This window comes from Streptomyces sp. NPDC014870, assembly GCF_043081505.1.
GTDB lineage: Bacteria > Actinomycetota > Actinomycetes > Streptomycetales > Streptomycetaceae > Streptomyces.
In genome coordinates this window covers 255,504-273,815 of sequence record NZ_JBIBWQ010000003.1, presented here as the reverse complement: position 1 = coordinate 273,815, position 18,312 = coordinate 255,504, and the positions used below count along the sequence as shown (strand labels likewise).

General features: G+C 69.5%; 15 protein-coding genes and 1 tRNA gene. 5 read left to right on the top strand and 11 right to left on the bottom strand.

Annotation, left to right across the window (positions count from 1 at the left end):
• Positions 1-4: 4 nt before the first annotated feature.
• The 11 genes from ACF09C_RS09800 to dnaA form a co-directional block, all read right to left on the bottom strand.
• A complete protein-coding gene (locus ACF09C_RS09800; protein ID WP_392090772.1) occupies positions 5-1,948 on the bottom strand; it encodes a VWA domain-containing protein in 1,944 nt (647 codons plus the stop codon).
• Positions 1,949-2,136: 188 nt separating this feature from the next.
• Positions 2,137-2,271, bottom strand: a complete 135-nt coding sequence (locus ACF09C_RS09795; RefSeq protein ID WP_003958712.1) for a DLW-39 family protein — start codon at positions 2,269-2,271, stop codon at positions 2,137-2,139.
• A gap of 145 nt (positions 2,272-2,416) precedes the next feature.
• Positions 2,417-2,490: transfer RNA gene (locus ACF09C_RS09790), tRNA-Ile, on the bottom strand.
• 109 nt (positions 2,491-2,599) lie between these two features.
• Positions 2,600-3,241: a DUF3566 domain-containing protein gene (locus tag ACF09C_RS09785; protein ID WP_392090770.1), complete on the bottom strand. Its 642-nt coding sequence runs from the start codon at positions 3,239-3,241 to the stop codon at positions 2,600-2,602.
• Positions 3,242-3,340: 99 nt separating this feature from the next.
• Entirely contained in the window at positions 3,341-5,953 is a 2,613-nt protein-coding gene (gyrA, locus tag ACF09C_RS09780; protein WP_392090768.1) for a DNA gyrase subunit A, read from the bottom strand.
• A 41-nt stretch (positions 5,954-5,994) separates the two neighbouring features.
• On the bottom strand, positions 5,995-8,025 hold the full coding sequence (gene gyrB / locus ACF09C_RS09775) for a DNA topoisomerase (ATP-hydrolyzing) subunit B (protein WP_392090766.1): 2,031 nt from the start codon (positions 8,023-8,025) through the stop codon (positions 5,995-5,997).
• Between the two features lie 490 nt (positions 8,026-8,515).
• Positions 8,516-9,079 (bottom strand): DUF721 domain-containing protein, encoded by a 564-nt coding sequence (locus tag ACF09C_RS09770; protein ID WP_392090764.1) that lies wholly within the window; start codon positions 9,077-9,079, stop codon positions 8,516-8,518.
• Positions 9,080-9,092: 13 nt separating this feature from the next.
• Positions 9,093-10,214, bottom strand: coding sequence for a DNA replication/repair protein RecF (gene recF / locus ACF09C_RS09765; protein WP_392090762.1), 1,122 nt, complete (start codon positions 10,212-10,214; stop codon positions 9,093-9,095).
• 56 nt (positions 10,215-10,270) lie between these two features.
• Complete coding sequence (gene gnd, locus ACF09C_RS09760; RefSeq protein ID WP_392090760.1) at positions 10,271-11,149, bottom strand: phosphogluconate dehydrogenase (NAD(+)-dependent, decarboxylating); 879 nt, start codon at positions 11,147-11,149, stop codon at positions 10,271-10,273.
• A gap of 131 nt (positions 11,150-11,280) precedes the next feature.
• Positions 11,281-12,411 (bottom strand): DNA polymerase III subunit beta, encoded by a 1,131-nt coding sequence (dnaN, locus tag ACF09C_RS09755; RefSeq protein ID WP_318208253.1) that lies wholly within the window; start codon positions 12,409-12,411, stop codon positions 11,281-11,283.
• A 944-nt stretch (positions 12,412-13,355) separates the two neighbouring features.
• Positions 13,356-15,218: a chromosomal replication initiator protein DnaA gene (dnaA, locus tag ACF09C_RS09750; RefSeq protein WP_392090757.1), complete on the bottom strand. Its 1,863-nt coding sequence runs from the start codon at positions 15,216-15,218 to the stop codon at positions 13,356-13,358.
• 381 nt (positions 15,219-15,599) lie between these two features.
• Between dnaA and rpmH the strand changes: the two genes are divergently transcribed.
• From rpmH to ACF09C_RS09725, 5 genes are read left to right on the top strand one after another with little or no spacing between them, the layout of a single operon-like run.
• Positions 15,600-15,737, top strand: a complete 138-nt coding sequence (gene rpmH, locus ACF09C_RS09745; RefSeq protein ID WP_005482975.1) for a 50S ribosomal protein L34 — start codon at positions 15,600-15,602, stop codon at positions 15,735-15,737.
• Positions 15,738-15,758: 21 nt separating this feature from the next.
• Complete coding sequence (gene rnpA, locus ACF09C_RS09740; RefSeq protein ID WP_362005379.1) at positions 15,759-16,130, top strand: ribonuclease P protein component; 372 nt, start codon at positions 15,759-15,761, stop codon at positions 16,128-16,130.
• A complete protein-coding gene (gene yidD / locus ACF09C_RS09735; RefSeq protein WP_315893804.1) occupies positions 16,127-16,453 on the top strand; it encodes a membrane protein insertion efficiency factor YidD in 327 nt (108 codons plus the stop codon). The genes rnpA and yidD overlap by 4 nt, the downstream gene beginning before the upstream one ends.
• A gap of 3 nt (positions 16,454-16,456) precedes the next feature.
• Positions 16,457-17,782: a membrane protein insertase YidC gene (gene yidC / locus ACF09C_RS09730; protein WP_392090754.1), complete on the top strand. Its 1,326-nt coding sequence runs from the start codon at positions 16,457-16,459 to the stop codon at positions 17,780-17,782.
• Positions 17,783-17,795: 13 nt separating this feature from the next.
• Positions 17,796-18,305: a protein jag gene (locus tag ACF09C_RS09725; RefSeq protein WP_392090752.1), complete on the top strand. Its 510-nt coding sequence runs from the start codon at positions 17,796-17,798 to the stop codon at positions 18,303-18,305.
• The last annotated feature ends 7 nt before the right edge of the window (positions 18,306-18,312 follow it).

Below are 18,312 nucleotides of genomic sequence, written 5' to 3'. Positions count from 1 at the left end.
GTCTTCACGCGCCTCTCCTCGTGTCCGTCACTGTCCCGCTCCCGCCCCGTACGCGCCGCGTTCGCCGCGCTCGCCGCACGAGGAGGACGGCCCCCGCGATCAGCAGGACGGCCGCGCCGCCCGCTCCGGCGGTCCGGGCGACGGTCCATCCTGCCCCGCCCGTCCCTCCGCTGTCTGCGCGCGCGGCGCTTTCGCCCCGCTTGTCGGGGTTGCCCGCCGCCACCGGAGCCGCGCCGTGCTCAGGCCCCGACAGCTCCTCGCCGAGGACCGCGATCCGCAGGACCATCGCGATGCGCGGGTTCTCGGCGATCTCCGCCGCCCGCGCGCCCAGGGTGACGGCGATGTAGAAGCCGCCCGTGGTGTGCACGGGCACGACATTGGGGTGGTGCTCGTAGCGGTTGGTCCAGGCGACCGGCACCGTCCCCATGCCCAGCGCGGCGGGACGGCCGTCGTACGTGGTCCGGGAGCTGAACTCGCCCGTACCGCCACCGACCGGGTGCCGGGCCGGGGTGTAGACCTGCGTGCCGCCGTACGAGTTCACCGAGGAGGACCCGTCGACGGTCGGTTCGTTGGCGAACTCGACCCCGTACCGCAGCTGTTGTCCCCAGCCGACCGGCACCTTGTACCAGCGTGTCTGGGAGGGCAGCAGCCGGTCCCGCCACACGCCCCGCCCCAGCTCACGGGCGTCGTTGAAGCCGGTCCCGCCCCTGACCTCACGGGGGTCCCCGGTCGGCAGGGCGGCGTCCTTGCCGCCGATGCCGTACTCCGGCCTGGACTCCGCCGGGACCGTGCCGGCGGTCAGCGGCGCCTCGATGCCGAGGACCAGCTCCAGCGGCCAGCGGGCCGCGTCGGACGCGGGCTTGCTCCGCCGCTCGACCACGAACCAGTAGCGGCCCGCCTTGTCGCAGGTCGAGTACCGCTTCTCGGTCGGGATGCGGGCAACCGCCGAGGTCAGCGGGACGGCGCCCTCGTCCTGGTGGAACAGCTCGCTGTTGGTGGCGCAGGTGCCCTCGCCGCTGACGGAGGCGTACACCAGGCTGGTGGCCAGCGCGTCGACCGTGTCCACCACCGCGCCCGCCTGTGGCACGGCCGTCGCGGAGAAGTCCGCCGTGGACACGTCGTCCAGGTCGGCCGCGTAGTACCGCTTCTCACCGGGGCCGATGGAGTCCAGGTACTGCCCCGGTACGAGCACGGGTGCCTGTCGGCTCGTCGGCGTACCGGTCACCCGCTCGCCGCGCAGCCGGTAGCCGTCGGCCGAGAGCTGCGCGGCCCGCTGGAGCTGACGGGCCAGCGCGTCGGCGTCGGGCGCGTCGTAGTAACGCCCGTTGCCCGCCTCCGCGATGCACTCCAGCTGGCCGCGCGCCGCGCCCTTCACCTGGAAGCCGACGGTGTCGATGCGCAGCCCGACCCCGTCCTTGGCGAGCTGCGCGGCGACCTCGCAGGGCGCGGGGTCGCCGCAGGTGTCCTCGCCGTCGGAGATCAGCAGGATGGTGCGGCCTGCTCCGACGGCGCCGGCGCCGGGCTTGGGCAGGTCCTGGGCGGCCTTCTGCAGGGAGAGGCCGATGGGCGTGTCCCCGGTGGGCTTCAGCGCCGCGACGGCCGCCTTGAGCCCGGCCCGGTCCAGCGGCGCGACCGGGCGGACCAGTCGGGTGTCCGTGCAGCCCTCGGGCCGGTCGGCGCCGTAGACCCGCAGGCCGGTGGGGTGGCCGTCGGGGAGGCCGTCGACGACGGTGCCGACGGCGGTGCGGGCCGCCTCCATCCGGGTCCGTCCCGAGCCGTCGTCCTCGCCCATGGAGCCCGAGGAGTCGAGGACCATCACGAGGCTCGCGCCCCCGTCCGCCTCCCCGTCGGCCGCGGCCGCTCCCGGCGCCGGCGTGAGCAGCAGCGTGAGCAACGCCCCCACCACCCAGCCGGCCGCCGCTGTCCTTCGTACCCTCAGCGCTCTCACGCTCCCGCCCCCTTGACCGCGATCATTCAACTTTGCTCTCGCAACTTACTGATTTGCTCAGGTGAACTCAAGGGGGTTGGCGTCACGGTCCTGAAACAGCGCGCACACGCCTGCCGCGGCGCCCAGGACAGCGCGAAGCCCCGGTCGCTCGAACGCGACCGGGGCTTCGCCCTCAGACCTTGTGCGACTCAGACACCCGAACCCGCGGGCACGGAGTCGGTCGCCTCCGTCCACAGATCCTGCTCGGCGCGATCCGCCTGGATCTGGCGGTACACGAGGAGCCCGCCGATGGCGGCCAGTGCGACCAGGAGAAGCTTCTTCACCGCGCGACCTCGTCTTTCGTTGACGTAGGAGACTTCTGACGCCCACTCTACACACCGACCGATACCGATCGGTGACCTAGGCCTGGCACGTCTCGCCAAAAGCAATCGGCCCGAACGGGTGAACCGTTCGGGCCGATCGTCACTGTGGGGCTAACAGGATTTGAACCTGTGGCCTCATCCTTATCAGGGATGCGCTCTAACCAACTGAGCTATAGCCCCGCCGCGCTCTGCGGTGTGTGTCCCGCGCGCTGACTCCTGAAGGTTAGCGCACGTGGGGGCCAGTCCCAAAATCGGTTCTGTGCGGCCCCCGCAGGTCACCCGCCGCAGGTCACTCGTCCTCGGCCAGCGTCAGCTCGACACCGCCCACGAATCCGGCCGACAGGTTGTAGATGAACGCGCCCAGCGTCGCCAGGGCGGTCATCAGGACCACGTCGATCACGGCGATGACGGAGGTGAACATCAGCACGCGCGGCAGCGAGAGGAACGACTGCAGATCGAAGCCGTTGGACTCGTTCGAGCCCGTCGCCTCGCTGATCGTGCCGCCGACGGTCGAGAAGACGCCCATGGCGTCCATGACCATCCACAGCACCGACGCGGCCACGACCGTGCAGACGCCCAGCGCGATGGAGAGCAGGAAGCTCACCTTCATCACCGACCACGGGTCGGCCTTGGCCACCCGCAGCCGCGCCTTGCGCGTACGGGGCGTCGTCTTCGCCCCCGTCCGCGGCCGGCGCACGGCGCCCGTGTTCTGACCGCCCACGCCACCGACCACGCCGCCTGCCACCCCGCCGCCTCCAGTACCGCCTGCCACGCCGGCCGTCGTACCGCCCCCGCCGGTGCCCGGCGCCTGCGCGCCGTACGCCTGCGGCGGGTGGTACGGCCCGCTCGGCTGCTGCGCGCCCGCGCGCTCGCCGGGCAGCGGCCCGTTGTACGTCTCGTACGAGGGCCCCTGCCCTCGGGTGTCCGTCACCGCAACCCCCTGGGAGTCCGTGGCGGAGCCACGGGCACCGTTCGCTCCGGCCCCTGCGGAGGCTCCGGCCGAACCGGCGCCCGTGGCTCCACTCACGCTCTACTCCTCGTGCTCCCCGGCCGAGGACTCGTTGCCCTCGGCTGCCTCGGCCTCGGCCGCGGTCGCGGCCTCGACGCCTTCGCCGATCTCGGCCTCGGCCTCGTCGACCTCATCGGCCTCGCTGCCCGCCTCGGCGTTGCGCGCGATGCCGACGACGGCATCCCGCTTGCCCAGGTTGATCAGCTGGACGCCCATGGTGTCACGGCCGGTCTCCCTGACTTCGTTGACTCGCGTACGAATCACACCGCCGGACAGCGTGATGGCGAGGATCTCGTCCGTCTCCTCGACCACCAGCGCGCCCACGAGGGAACCGCGGTCCTCCACGATCTTGGCGGCCTTGATTCCGAGGCCACCGCGACCCTGGACGCGGTATTCGTCGACGTTGGTCCGCTTCGCGTACCCACCGTCGGTGGCGGTGAAGACGAACGTACCGGGCCGGACGACATTCATCGAGAGCAGTTCGTCGCCCTCGCGGAAACTCATGCCCTTGACGCCCGAGGTGGCGCGTCCCATCGGACGCAGCGCGTCGTCGGTCGCGGTGAACCGGATCGACTGCGCCTTCTTGCTGATGAGCAGCAGATCGTCCTCCGCCGACACCAGCTCGGCGCCGATCAGCTCGTCGTCGCTGCCGTCCTCCGCCTCACGGAGGTTGATCGCGATGACACCGCCCGAACGCGGGGAGTCGTAGTCCTTCAGCGCGGTCTTCTTCACCAGACCGGCCTTCGTGGCGAGCACCAGGTACGGCGCGGCCTCGTAGTCGCGGATCGCGAGGATCTCGGCGATCTGCTCGTCCGGCTGGAAGGCCAGCAGGTTGGCGACGTGCTGACCGCGCGCGTCCCGGCCGGCGTCCGGCAGCTCGTACGCCTTCGCGCGGTAGACCCGGCCCTTGTTGGTGAAGAAGAGCAGCCAGTGGTGGGTGGTGGAGACGAAGAAGTGGTCGACGATGTCGTCCTGCTTCAGCTTCGTCCCGCGCACGCCCTTGCCGCCGCGCTTCTGCGAGCGGTAGTCCTCGGTCTTCGTCCGCTTCACATAGCCGCCACGCGTGATGGTGACGACGATGTCCTCCTCGGCGATGAGGTCCTCGATGGACATGTCACCGTCGAAGGGCACCAGCTTGGAGCGGCGGTCGTCGCCGAACTTCTCGACGAGCAGCGCCAGCTCCTCGCTGACGATCTGCCGCTGGCGCTCCTCGGAGGCGAGGATCGCGTTGTACTCGTTGATCTTCGTCTGGAGTTCGTCGTGCTCGGCGACGATCTTCTGGCGCTCCAGGGCGGCGAGCCGGCGCAGCTGCATCTCGAGGATGGCGTTGGCCTGGATCTCGTCGATCTGCAGCAGGCCCATCAGGCCCTCGCGCGCGACCTCGACGGTGTCACTGCGCCGGATGAGCGCGATGACCTCGTCGATCGCGTCCAGCGCCTTGAGCAGACCGCGCAGGATGTGGGCGCGCTCCTCGGCCTTGCGCAACCGGAAGCGGGTCCGGCGCACGATGACCTCGATCTGGTGCGTCACCCAGTGGCGGATGAACGCGTCCAGGGAGAGCGTGCGCGGCACGCCGTCGACGAGCGCCAGCATGTTCGCGCCGAAGTTCGTCTGCAGGTCGGTGTGCTTGTACAGGTTGTTGAGGACGACCTTGGCGACGGCGTCGCGCTTGAGCACGATGACCAGGCGCTGGCCGGTACGGGACGAGGTCTCGTCGCGGACGTCGGCGATGCCGCCGACCTTGCCGTCCTTCACCAGGTCGGCGATCTTCTGCGCGAGGTTGTCCGGGTTCACCTGGTACGGAAGCTCCGTGACCACCAGGCACTGGCGGTTCTGGATCTCCTCGACCTCGACGACCGCGCGCATCGTGATGGAGCCACGACCGGTGCGGTACGCCTCCTCGATGCCCTTGCGGCCCACGACCAGCGCGCCGGTCGGGAAGTCCGGCCCCTTGATCCGCTCGATGAGCGCGTCGAGCAGCTCCTCGTGGCTGGCGTCGGGGTGCTCCAGCGCCCACTGGGCGCCGGCCGCGACCTCGCGCAGGTTGTGCGGCGGGATGTTGGTCGCCATGCCGACCGCGATACCGGCCGAGCCGTTGACCAGCAGGTTCGGGAAGCGCGCCGGCAGGACCGTCGGCTCCTGGTTGCGGCCGTCGTAGTTGTCCTGGAAGTCGACGGTCTCCTCGTCGATGTCCCGGAGCATCTCCATGGCCAGCGGCATCATCTTGCACTCGGTGTACCGCATGGCGGCGGCCGGGTCGTTGCCCGGGGAACCGAAGTTGCCGTTGGAGTCGACCAGCGGCAGCCGCATCGACCAGGGCTGGGCGAGGCGGACGAGCGCGTCGTAGATGGAGGAGTCGCCGTGCGGGTGGTACGTACCCATGACGTCACCGACGACGCGGGCGCACTTGTAGAAGCCCTTCTCGGGCCGGTAGCCGCCGTCGTACATCGCGTACAGCACGCGACGGTGGACCGGCTTGAGGCCGTCACGGACGTCGGGCAGCGCACGCGACACGATGACGGACATCGCGTAGTCGAGGTACGAGCGCTGCATCTCGGTCTCGAGCCCGACGGGCTCGATCCGCAGCACCGGCTCTTCTTCTTCGGTGGTCACAGGGGGGTTCTCGTCGGCCATTGCTGGTCGTCAGTCCTTTCGTACGGTCAGCTGAGACCGACTCAGATGTCGAGGAAGCGAACGTCCTTGGCGTTGCGCTGGATGAAGGAGCGCCGGGCCTCGACGTCCTCACCCATCAGCACCGAGAACAGGTCGTCCGCCTGGGCGGCGTCGTCCAGGGTCACCTGGCCGAGGACACGGTGGTCCACGTCCATGGTGGTGACGCGCAGCTCCTCGGCGTTCATCTCGCCCAGACCCTTGAAGCGCTGGATCGAGTCTTCCTTGATCCGCTTGCCGTTCTGCTTGCCCAGCTCGACCAGGGCGTCCCGCTCGCGGTCCGAGTACGCGTACTCGAAGTCGTCCCGGCCCCACTTGATCTTGTAGAGCGGGGGGCGCGAGAGGTAGACGTGACCGGCCTCGACCAGCGGGCGCATGAAGCGGAAGAGGAAGGTCAGCAGCAGGGTGTTGATGTGCTGGCCGTCGACGTCGGCGTCCGCCATCAGAATGATCTTGTGATAGCGGAGCTTCTCGATGTCGAAGTCCTCGTGGACTCCGGTGCCGAAGGCCGAGATCAGCGCCTGGACCTCGGTGTTCTGCAGGATCTTGTCGACCCGGGCCTTCTCGACGTTCAGGATCTTGCCGCGGATCGGCAGGATGGCCTGGTACATCGGGTTGCGGCCGGACTTGGCCGAGCCGCCGGCGGAGTCACCCTCGACGATGAAGATCTCGCACTTGGTGGGGTCGTTCGACTGGCAGTCGCTCAGCTTGCCCGGGAGGGACGCCGACTCCAGGAGACCCTTGCGGCGGGTCAGGTCGCGCGCCTTGCGGGCCGCCACGCGCGCGGTGGCCGCCTGGATCGACTTGCGGATGATGTCCGCGGCCTCGTTGGGGTTGCGGTCGAACCAGTCCGTGAGGTGCTCGTGGACGACCTTCTGCACGAAGGTCTTCGCCTCCGTGTTGCCCAGCTTGGTCTTCGTCTGGCCCTCGAACTGGGGCTCGCCGAGCTTGACCGAGATGATCGCCGTCAGACCCTCGCGGATGTCCTCACCCGTGAGGTTGTCGTCCTTCTCGCGCAGCAGCTTCTTGTCGCGCGCGTAGCGGTTCACCAGACCCGTCAGCGCGGCGCGGAAGCCCTCTTCGTGCGTACCGCCCTCGTGTGTGTGGATCGTGTTCGCGAAGGAGTACACACCCTCGCTGTACTGCGAGTTCCACTGCATCGCGATCTCGACCGAGAGCGTGCGCTCCTTGTCCTCGGCCTCGACGTCGATGACGGTCGGGTGGATCAGCTCGCCCTTGCGCGAGTTGAGGTACTTCACGAAGTCGACGATGCCGCCCTCGTAGTGGTACTTCACCGTGCGCGCGGTCGGCTCGGCGGCCGCCTCGGCGTCCGGGTCGTCGGCGCCGACCGTGGCCTTGGCGGACTCGCGCTCGTCGGTGAGCGAGATCGTCAGGCCCTTGTTGAGGAAGGCCATCTCCTGGAAGCGGCGCGAGAGCGTCTCGAAGGAGTACTCGACCGTCTCGAAGATGTCCGGGTCGGACCAGAACGTGACCGAGGTACCGGTCTCGTCGGTCTCCTCGTGCTGCGCGAGGGGGGCGGTCGGGGCGCCCAGCTTGTAGTCCTGGGTCCAGCGGTGCCCGTCGGTCTTGATCTCCACGGAGACCTTGGTGGACAGGGCGTTGACGACGGAGACGCCGACACCGTGCAGACCGCCGGAGACCGCGTAGCCGCCGCCGCCGAACTTGCCGCCCGCGTGGAGGACCGTCAGCACGACCTCGACGGCCGGCTTGCCCTCGGACTCGACGATGCCGACGGGGATGCCGCGGCCGTTGTCGACGACGCGCACGCCGCCGTCGGCCAGGATCGTCACGTCGATGGTGTCCGCGTGACCCGCCAGGGCCTCGTCGACGGAGTTGTCGACGACCTCCTGCACCATGTGGTGCAGGCCGCGCTCACCGGTCGAGCCGATGTACATACCGGGGCGCTTGCGCACCGCATCCAGGCCCTCGAGGACCTGGATGTTGCTGGCGGTGTACTGGTTGTTCTCGTTGGGGTTGCCGGAATCGGCCACGAAGCGCCCTTTCTGGCACAGCACAGGCCGTTCTCCGGGCATACGGGAGCGGCTGCGTCGTTCGACTTGTTCCGCAGGGTGGCGGGATTACCCACCAGTCTACCGGTAGCGCCGACATGAATGGGGGTTTGCCGGTACCTGAGTCCGCATGTGCCGCCCTGCGCGGGAGCGAGACGACTCCCCATATCCGGGGAGGGGCTCCAAAGGGCTCTGACGGCCACCCAGCGCTTCGAGCGGTGACCCTTCGCGGTGGACTACGGCTTCGATCGCTGTGGGCGGTGCCCCGCCGCTGTGAGCGACGACTCCGCCCCCCGCCGTCACCCCGCTGTGGGCAGTCGTTCCGCTGGGGCTGGGGGTCCCCCCGGACGAAGTCTGGGGGAGGGTGGGCACAGCGGAACGGCGCCCCTGCGGGCGCGCTCCGCACCGGTCCCTGCCCGCACCACGGGGGGCCCGCACGTCACGGGGCCCCGCACCACGGGGCCCCGCGCCGGGCGCCCCGCACCCGCCCGGCGCCCTAGCCGTACGTGTCCCCCGGCCCCACCGACCCCGGCGCCCGCAGCGGCCCGTACCCCCGCCGCGGCCCGGCGCCCGGTCCGAGCACCTTGATCACCCGTACCGTCCCGTGCCCCAGGTCCTCGTTCAGCCGCGCCACCAGCCTCGGCGCGAGCAGCCGCAGCTGCGTCGCCCAGGCCGTCGAGTCGCACTGGACGGTCAGCACCCGCTCCTCCGGGTCGTCGTCGTAGCGCAGCGGCACGCAGTGCTTCGCCAGGTCCTCGCCGACGATCTGCGGCCAGCGCCCCATGACACCGCCCACCGCGGCCGGCGTCTCCCAGCCGCGCTCGGTGATGAGCCGGTTGATCGCGGCGCCCAGGCCGACCGGATCCCGCCCGTCGGCGTGCGCGCCCGAGCGCAGTCCGCCGCCGCGCCGCGCCTGCTTCTTCTGCTGGGCCGCCGCGCCCCGCGCCTTCGCCTGCTCCTTGGCGGCGCGCAGCGCGACCCGCGCCAGGTCCACACCCGAGGGCTCGGGCGCCGCCTCGGGGGCGGGGCCGCCCTGGCCGGTGGTTTCGTTCTCGCTCACGCGCTCACACCCCTCACAGCCTCTCCACCGAACCCCCCGCGACCCCGTACCGAACCCCCGCGAGCACCCCCGGCACGTCGTCGTCCACCGCGGCCGTCACCAGCACCTGCTCGCCCGGGGCCACCAGCTCGGCCAGGCGCTCCCGGCGCCGGGCGTCAAGCTCGGCGAAGACGTCGTCGAGGACGAGGACCGGCTCGTTCCCCTCGGCCCGAAGGAGGTCGTACGAGGCGAGCCTCAGCGCCAGCGCGTACGACCAGGACTCCCCGTGGCTCGCGTACCCCTTGGCAGGCAGGTCGCCCAGCTTGAGCAGCAGCTCGTCCCGGTGCGGCCCGACCAGCGTCACGCCGCGCTCGACCTCCTGCTTGCGCACCTCCGCGAGCGCGGCGATCAGCTGCTCGTAGAGCTCCTCGCGCGTGTGTCCCGGGCCCGGCGCGGACGGCCGGTACTCCAGCAGGATCGGTCCGCCGCCCGGCGCCAGCTGTTCGTACGCCTTGTCGGCGAGCGGCTGCAGGACACCGATCAGGTCCAGCCGCTGCGCGAGCAGCTCGGCGCCCGCACGTGCCAGATGCTGGTCCCACACGTCGAGCGTCGACAGGTCCATGCCACGCCCGCCGTGCCGCCGCGCCATGGCCGCCGACTTCAGCAGGGTGTTGCGCTGCTTGAGGACCCGGTCGTAGTCGGAGCGCACGCCCGCCATGCGCGGCGCACGCGCCGTGATCAGCTCGTCGAGGAAGCGCCGGCGCTCGCCGGGATCGCCCTTCACCAGGGCCAGGTCCTCCGGCGCGAACAGCACGGTCCTGATGATCCCCAGCACGTCACGGGGCCTGACCTGCGAGGACCTGTTGATACGGGCGCGGTTGGCGCGTCCCGGGTTCAGTTCGAGCTCGACCAGCTGGGAGCGCTCGCCCTGGGTGACGGCGGCGCGGATGATCGCCCGGTCCGCCCCCATCCGTACGAGCGGTGCGTCGGAGGCGACGCGGTGGCTGCCGAGCGTGGCGAGATAGCCGACGGCCTCGACCAGATTGGTCTTGCCCTGGCCGTTGGCGCCCACGAAAGCGGTGACGCCCGGGTCGAGCGGGACCTCGACCCGGGCGTAGGAGCGGAAGTCGGCCAGCGACAGATGCGTGACATGCATGGTGGGCGCCGACCTTCCCCCGGCTGCTGTGCACCGAGGGGTGCACAGCCTGTGGATTACTTCTTGGACTCGACCGCGTGGCCACCGAACTGGTTGCGCAGCGCGGCGATCATCTTCATCTGCGGGGAGTCGTCCTGACGGGACGCGAACCGCGCGAACAGCGACGCGGTGATCGCGGGCAGCGGCACCGCGTTGTCGATCGCGGCCTCCACCGTCCAGCGGCCCTCGCCGGAGTCCTGCGCGAAGCCGCGCAGCTTCTCCAGGTGCTCGTCCTCGTCGAGGGCGTTGACCGCCAGGTCCAGCAGCCAGGAACGGATGACCGTGCCCTCCTGCCAGGAGCGAAAGACCTCGCGCACGTCGGTGACGGAGTCGACCTTCTCCAGGAGCTCCCAGCCCTCGGCGTACGCCTGCATCATCGCGTACTCGATGCCGTTGTGGACCATCTTCGCGAAGTGGCCGGCGCCGACCTTGCCCGCGTGGACCGAGCCGAACTCGCCCTCGGGCTTCAGGGCGTCGAAGATCGGCTGGACGCGCGCGACGTGCTCGGCGTCGCCGCCGTACATGAGCGCGTAGCCGTTCTCCAGGCCCCACACACCGCCGGAGACGCCGCAGTCGACGAACCCGATGCCCTTGGCGGCGAGTTCCTCGGCGTGCTTCTCGTCGTCGGTCCAGCGGGAGTTTCCGCCGTCCACGACGATGTCGCCGGGGGAGAGCAGGTTCGCCAGCTCGTCGACGGTGGACTGGGTCGCGGCACCGGCCGGGACCATGACCCACACGACGCGCGGACCCTTCAGCTTGCCCACAAGCTCTTCCAGGCTGTGGACATCGGCGAGGTCCGGATTGCGGTCGTATCCGATGACGGTGTGACCTGCGCGGCGGATGCGCTCACGCATGTTGCCGCCCATCTTGCCGAGACCGACGAGACCGAGCTCCATCAGAGATTCCTTAAGCGTCGTGTGCGGTTTACCCGGGTCCGAGCCTACGCCCGGACCCGGGTGCACACCTGTGGGGTCAGCCGCTCAGTCGACAGCCGTCCCAAAGGGTCATCCGGAGAGCCGAACCGGCGTCAGCCGCTGAGTCGCACCGGCATGATCAGGTACTTGTACGCCTCGTCCGCCTCCGCGTCCACGGCCGGCTTGCCGCTCAGCAGCGCGGGCTTGGTGGAGGTGGTGAAGGAGAGCTGGGCGACCGGGGAGTCGATCGCGCTCAGGCCGTCCAGGAGGAAGGTCGGGTTGAAGGCGATCGAGATGTCGTCGCCGTCCAGCTGCGCGTCCACGCGCTCCACAGCCTGTGCGTCGTCGCTGGAGCCGGCCTCCAGGATGAGCACGCCCTGCTCGAAGCTGAGCCGGACCGGGGTGTTGCGCTCGGCCACCAGGGCCACACGCTTGACGGCCTCGACGAACGGAGCGGTCTCGATCACCGCGACCGAGTTGAACTCGGTGGGGAACAGCGTCCGGTACTTCGGCAGGTCGCCTTCGAGCAGCCGGGTGGTGGTGCGGCGGCCCGCGCCCTCGAAGCCGATGAGGCCCTCGCCCTTGCCGGAGCCCGAGAGCGCCAGCGTGACGGTGTCGCCGCTGGTGAGCGCCTTCGCGGTGTCCAGCAGGGTCTTCGCGGGCACCAGGGCGACCGCGGAGGCGTCCGGGGACTCCGGCTTCCACAGGAACTCGCGGACCGCGAAGCGGTAGCGGTCGGTGGAGGCCAGGGTGACCGTGTCGCCCTCGATCTCGATGCGCACACCGGTGAGCACGGGCAGCGTGTCGTCGCGGCCGGCGGCGATGGCCACCTGCGCGGCGGCGGAGGCGAAGACCTCGCCGGGCACGGTGCCGGTGGCGGTGGGCATCTCCGGCAGGGCCGGGTACTCCTCCACAGGCAGGGTGTGGAGGGTGAAGCGGGAGGAGCCGCAGACCACGGTCGCCCGTACACCGTCTGTGGAGATCTCGACAGGGCGGTTGGGGAGGGCGCGGCAGATGTCGGCGAGCAGCCGGCCGGAGACCAGGACGGTGCCGTCCTCCTCGACCTCCGCCTCGACGGAGACCCGGGCCGAGACCTCGTAGTCGAAGCTGGAGAAGCTCAGCGCGCCGTCCTCGGCCTTCAGCAGAAGGCCCGCGAGTACGGGCGCCGGCGGACGGGCCGGGAGGCTGCGGGCCACCCAGGCCACCGCCTCCGCGAGTACATCGCGCTCCACCCGGATCTTCACCGGAACCGCCTCCTGCTGTTGCTGGCTCTTCGTCGACTGCGGGACCCAGTCTGACGTACGCCGCCGACACTCGGTGCGGCTCGGGGTCAAGTCGCGACAAGAGCTCGATGAGGCTCCGGCGCCGAGTTGTGCACAGGCCCCACTTCGAAGCGGATTCCGGGCTAACTCTAGGGGGCAGTAGTAGTAGGGCCTGTGGAAACCGTGGAAAACGTCGTTTTCCCAGGTCAGCAGCTGTTTTTTGTCCACTGCCCCTGTGGGTGGAGCCGGTGGACAACCGGGGTGTTCTGTGGACACCCGAAAGTTCTGCACACCCGGTACACAGGCCATGGGGACTTCTCCCCAGCGCTGTCCCCAGCTTTACCCACGTTCCCCACAGCCCAACCGTCCCCCTTGGTGTGACGGCTTTCACTCGACGCGGTGACGCCGGGCGTTTCGTTGCCGAACAGTGGACAGCGGTGTGGAGAACCTGTGGGCAACAGACCCGCCCCTGTGGGTTGCCGGTGGACAACCGCCGAGAGGCCCTGTGGACGAAAAAATCATCCACAAGCTGTGGATCAAGGTTGCCAACAAATCCACACCCCTTTGACCTGGGGTGTTGCCCTGTCGGTCGATGCTCCTGTGGATGCGATCCGGATAACTCCTGAGTCCCCACCCTGTGGACGGAAGATCATCCCGCAATCTGTGGAGAACGCGCCACCGCCTCGACGGAATCGAACAGCGCGGCTGCGCACAGCCGTGTGGACAACGGTCCGAGCCGCCGCGGGAGCCCGCGCAGAGCCCTGCCGGAGCCCTGCCGGCCCCCCCGGAAGAGGTCTCGGGAGGCGTCGAGGAGTGTCCCCGGAGTCGTTGTGAGGAGCGTCCCCCGCCCCTCGCCGAGGGCAGACGCCGAAGGGCGCCCCGGAAGCGTTCCCGGGGCGCCCTTGGAGAGGTGCGGAGCGGCTCTCTCAGCCGTTCTTGATGCGGTTGGTGAGTTCGGTGACCTGGTTGTAGATGGAGCGGCGCTCGGCCATCAGCGCGCGGATCTTCCGGTCCGCGTGCATCACGGTCGTGTGGTCGCGGCCGCCGAACTGGGCGCCGATCTTCGGCAGGGACAGATCGGTCAGCTCGCGGCACAGGTACATGGCGATCTGCCGGGCCGTCACCAGGACGCGGCTGCGCGAGGATCCGCACAGGTCCTCGACCGTGAGCCCGAAGTAGTCGGCGGTCGACGCCATGATCGCGCCGGCCGTGATCTCGGGCGCCGAGTCCTCGCCGCCGGGGATCAGGTCCTTGAGGACGATCTCGGTGAGACCGAGGTCCACCGGCTGCCGGTTGAGGCTGGCGAAGGCCGTCACCCGGATCAGCGCGCCCTCCAGCTCACGGATGTTCCGCGAGATCCGGGAGGCGATGAACTCCAGTACCTCCGGCGGGGCGTTGAGCTGTTCCTGCACCGCCTTCTTGCGGAGGATCGCGATCCGCGTCTCCAGCTCGGGCGGCTGCACATCGGTGGTCAGGCCCCACTCGAAGCGGTTGCGGAGCCGGTCCTCCAGGGTCATCAGCTGCTTGGGCGGCCGGTCGGAGGACAGCACGATCTGCTTGTTCGCGTTGTGGAGCGTGTTGAAGGTGTGGAAGAACTCCTCCTGCGTCGACTCCTTGCTCGCGAGGAACTGGATGTCGTCGACGAGCAGGATGTCCACGTCGCGGTAGCGCTTGCGGAAGGTGTCGCCCTTGCCGTCGCGGATCGAGTTGATGAACTCGTTGGTGAACTCCTCCGAGCTCACGTACCGCACGCGCGTGCCGGGGTAGAGACTCCGCGCGTAGTGCCCGATGGCGTGCAGCAGGTGGGTCTTGCCGAGGCCCGACTCCCCGTAGATGAAGAGCGGGTTGTAGGCCTTCGCCGGCGCCTCTGCCACCGCGACCGCGGCGGCGTGCGCGAAGCGGTTCGAGGAACCGATGACGAAGGTGTCGAAGAGGTACTTCGGGTTCAGCCGCGCGTGCTGCTCGCCGGGCGCGCCCGAGCCGGAACCCGTGCCCGAGGCCGAGCCGGTGCCGCCGCCGGTGTGCCCCGGGACCGGACCGCCATGCCCGCCGGGACCACCGGGGCCACCCGGGCCACCCGGGCCACCCGGGCCACCGTGAACGGGGCCGGAACCAGGACCGCCGGGGCCTCCCGGCCGGGGGCCGTGGCCGGGCCGCGGTGTGTCGGGCAGCTCCGCCCGCTCGGGGCGCTGCGGCTGGTCGTAGGCGGACGGTCGCTCGTCGTAGCGGGGCTGCTGCGGCTGCTGCGGGCGCGGGCCGGTGTACGGGTCGCGCTCCTGGTAGCCCCCGAGGCGGGGCTGCTGCCAGGAGAGGTCGTCCTGGGTGCGCGGCCAGGCGCCCGGGTCGGGGCGCTGCTGCTGGTAGTCCGGGTAGGCCGGGCGCGCGGTGGGCAGCCCGTCGTCGGGCATCGGCCTGTGCCCGTAGCCGTCGTACTTGTCGTACGAGTCCGTCGGCGGCCGCTCGTCGTAGCGCGGCGGCTGCTGCTGGACCGGCGGCGCCGGCGGGGTCGGCTCGCCGACCGAGTCGTCGACGGTGATCGCGATCCGGATCGGGCGGCCGCACTCATGGCTGAGCGTCTCGCTGATGAGCGGCGCCAGGCGCCCCTCGAGGACCCGCTTGCCCCATTCGTTGGGGACGGCGAGAAGTGCGGTGTCGGCCACCAGTGCGAGAGGCTGGCAGCGCTCGATCCACTGCTTGTCCTTGGGCTCGATGCCCTGCTGGCCTTCGCCGAGGAGTTGCTCGAGCACGCGTGGCCACACTGCGGCAAGATCGGCAGGTACGTCAGCCACAGGGCACGCTTCCTCGCAGGTCCCACGAATGTGTGGTTCTCGGGACGGTTGGTCGAAGTCCATCAGGACAGGTAAGGACAAGACGGAAAAAGATTTAGGAGTCCAGCCACGGTAGTCGTGGCGGCTGACCTCGTTCAAGTTGTTGTCCACAGCCTGTGCACAATGGACCCCGGTGATCGGCCGGTTTGACCGGATGGCGTAGCCGCGCGTACCGTAACCAGGTCGAGTTGTCGATGGCTGCTGCCGCCTGCCTCCGATGGGCAAAGATCACGGTCAGTGATCGTGAAGCGGTGCACTCGGGCGTATTGCGAGCTACTCGTGGGCGCACGGTGACAGCCAGGCGATGTCCCGCCATCTACGAATCATTTCTGGAGCCCCCGAGTGAGCAAGCGCACCTTCCAGCCGAACAACCGTCGTCGCGCCAAGACCCACGGCTTCCGCCTGCGGATGCGTACGCGCGCCGGTCGCGCCATCCTGGCGAACCGCCGTTCCAAGGGTCGCGCGAGCCTGTCCGCCTGATCTGCTTTAACAGGTCATGACGTGCTGCCTACCGAGAATCGGCTGAGGCGGCGCGAGGACTTCGCAACCGCGGTACGTCGAGGACGCAGGGCCGGTCGCCCGCTCCTCGTCGTCCACCTACGCAGCGGTGCAACGGACCCGCACGCGCCTGGGGAGAGCGCTTCCCAGACGCGTGCGGGTTTCGTCGTGAGCAAGGCCGTCGGCGGTGCGGTGGTACGCAACCAGGTGAAGCGACGCCTGCGCCATCTCGTCCGCGAACGACTGTCCGAGCTGCCCCCCGGTAGCCTGGTGGTCGTACGGGCGTTGCCCGGAGCCGGTGACGCCGATCACGCACAGCTGGCCCGAGACCTCGACGCCGCGCTTCAGCGGCTCCTGGGAGGGGGCGCGCGATGAAGTACCCGCTGCTGGCTCTCATCAAGCTGTACCAGTGGACGATCAGCCCGCTCCTCGGGCCCGTCTGCCGGTACTACCCGTCGTGTTCCCACTATGGATTCACGGCCATCGACCGGCATGGCGCGATCAAGGGCACAGCCTTGACCGCCTGGCGCATTCTGCGGTGCAACCCGTGGTCGCCCGGCGGCGTGGACCACGTACCCCCGCGCAAGCGTCCCCGCTGGCACGAACTGCTGCGGAACGCACTGCGTGGCGACAAGGGCGGGTCCCCCGCCGAGACGAGCCCGGCCGCAGAGACCCCGCCCAATGCTCAAGGAGCCTGATTAGTGGACACGATTGCCAATTTTTTCAGCTTCATCACCACACCTGTCTCATGGGTGATCGTCCAGTTCCACAAGCTGTACGGGGCGATCTTCGGCCCTGACACGGGCTGGGCCTGGGGCCTGTCGATCGTGTCCCTCGTGGTGCTGATCCGTATCTGTCTGATCCCGCTCTTCGTGAAGCAGATCAAGTCGACGCGGAACATGCAGGCGCTCCAGCCGAAGATGAAGGCGATCCAGGAGCGCTACAAGAGCGACAAGCAGCGTCAGTCCGAAGAGATGATGAAGCTGTACAAGGAGACGGGCACCAACCCGCTCTCCTCGTGCCTTCCCATCCTGGCGCAGTCCCCGTTCTTCTTCGCCCTGTACTCGGTGCTCTCCCACATCGCCGAGGGCAAGACGATCGGTGTCATCAACCAGGAGCTGCTCGACAGCGCCCGTCAGGCCCACATCTTCGGTGCCCCGCTCGCGTCCACCTTCACGGACAGCGCCGCCGAGGTCGCCGCTCTCGACGCCTCGCTGACCTCGGTCCGCATCGTCACCGCGGTCATGATCATTCTGATGTCGGCCTCGCAGTTCTACACGCAGCGCCAGCTGATGATGAAGAACGTCGACCTCTCGGTGAAGACGCCGTACATGCAGCAGCAGAAGATGCTCATGTACATCTTCCCGGTCATCTTCGCCGTCATGGGCATCAACTTCCCCGTCGGTGTCCTCGTCTACTGGCTGACCACCAACGTGTGGACCATGGGCCAGCAGATGTACGTGATCAACCAGAACCCCACCCCGGGCAGCAAGGCCCAGGACGCCTACCTGCAGCGCCTGCTGAAGAGCGTCGGGTCGCACGGTGAGGTGCGCGGTCGTCGCCGCAAGGGCGTCGTCAAGGCCATCGTCGCCAAGGGCTCGGACCGCAACGAGAACGAGCGCCGTTTCTTCTCCGGTCTGGCCAAGGCCGGCTTCGCCGCCCAGGCCGACGGCACCGTGATCAAGAGCGACACCGTCGCCGCCGAGGTGGAGAGCGGTACCGCGGCCAAGCGTCAGCAGCCCAAGCGCCAGACCAAGGCGAAGCGCCAGGCAGCCGCCCAGCACTCCACGGCCAAGAGCGCCGAGGACGTCGCTGAGTCCGAGGCCTCGGACGAGGAGTCCACTCCCTCGCTGGAGAAGAAGCCGCAGGACGCGGCCAAGAGCGAGCCCCAGGACGTGGCCAAGGAGTCGGAGCAGGGCGACAAGCCCGCGCGCCCGAGCAGGGCCAACTCCGGGGGTTCCCGTCAGGGCAAGTCCGGTCAGCGCAAGGGCCAGCAGCGCCCGAAGCACCCGTCGTCCAAGAAGTAGAAGGAGTCCATCCGTGACGGAAGGCACCACCTCCGCCGCCGAGGGTGGCGACACCCTGACCCGCCTGGAGCAGGAGGGTGAGATCGCGGCCGACTACCTCGAAGGTCTGCTCGACATCGCCGACCTGGACGGCGACATCGACATGGACGTCGAGGCGGACCGGGCAGCGGTCTCGATCATCAGTGACTCGAGCACCCGCGAACTGCAGAAGCTCGTCGGCCGCGACGGCGAGGTGCTGGAGGCGCTCCAGGAGCTGACCCGGCTGGCCGTGCACCGGGAGACCGGCGACCGCAGCCGGCTGATGCTCGACATCGCCGGGTTCCGCGCCAAGAAGCGCGCCGAACTCGCCGAGATCGGCGCGAAGGCCGCGTCCGAGGTGAAGTCGACCGGGGCCCCGGTCAAGCTGGACCCGATGACGCCGTTCGAGCGCAAGGTCGTGCACGACGCGGTCGCCGCCGCCGGTCTGCGCAGCGAGTCCGAGGGCGAGGAGCCGCAGCGCTTCGTCGTCGTACTCCCTGCCTGATCCCTCT

Coding starts and splice junctions, on each gene's coding strand:
- gnd (WP_392090760.1), bottom strand. CDS start 11,149: ATGGAGCTCGGTCTCGTCGGTCTCGGCAAGATGGGCGGCAACATGCGT.
- gyrA (WP_392090768.1), bottom strand. CDS start 5,953: ATGGCCGACGAGAACCCCCCTGTGACCACCGAAGAAGAAGAGCCGGTG.
- yidD (WP_315893804.1), top strand. CDS start 16,127: ATGAAGTACCCGCTGCTGGCTCTCATCAAGCTGTACCAGTGGACGATC.
- recF (WP_392090762.1), bottom strand. CDS start 10,214: ATGCATGTCACGCATCTGTCGCTGGCCGACTTCCGCTCCTACGCCCGG.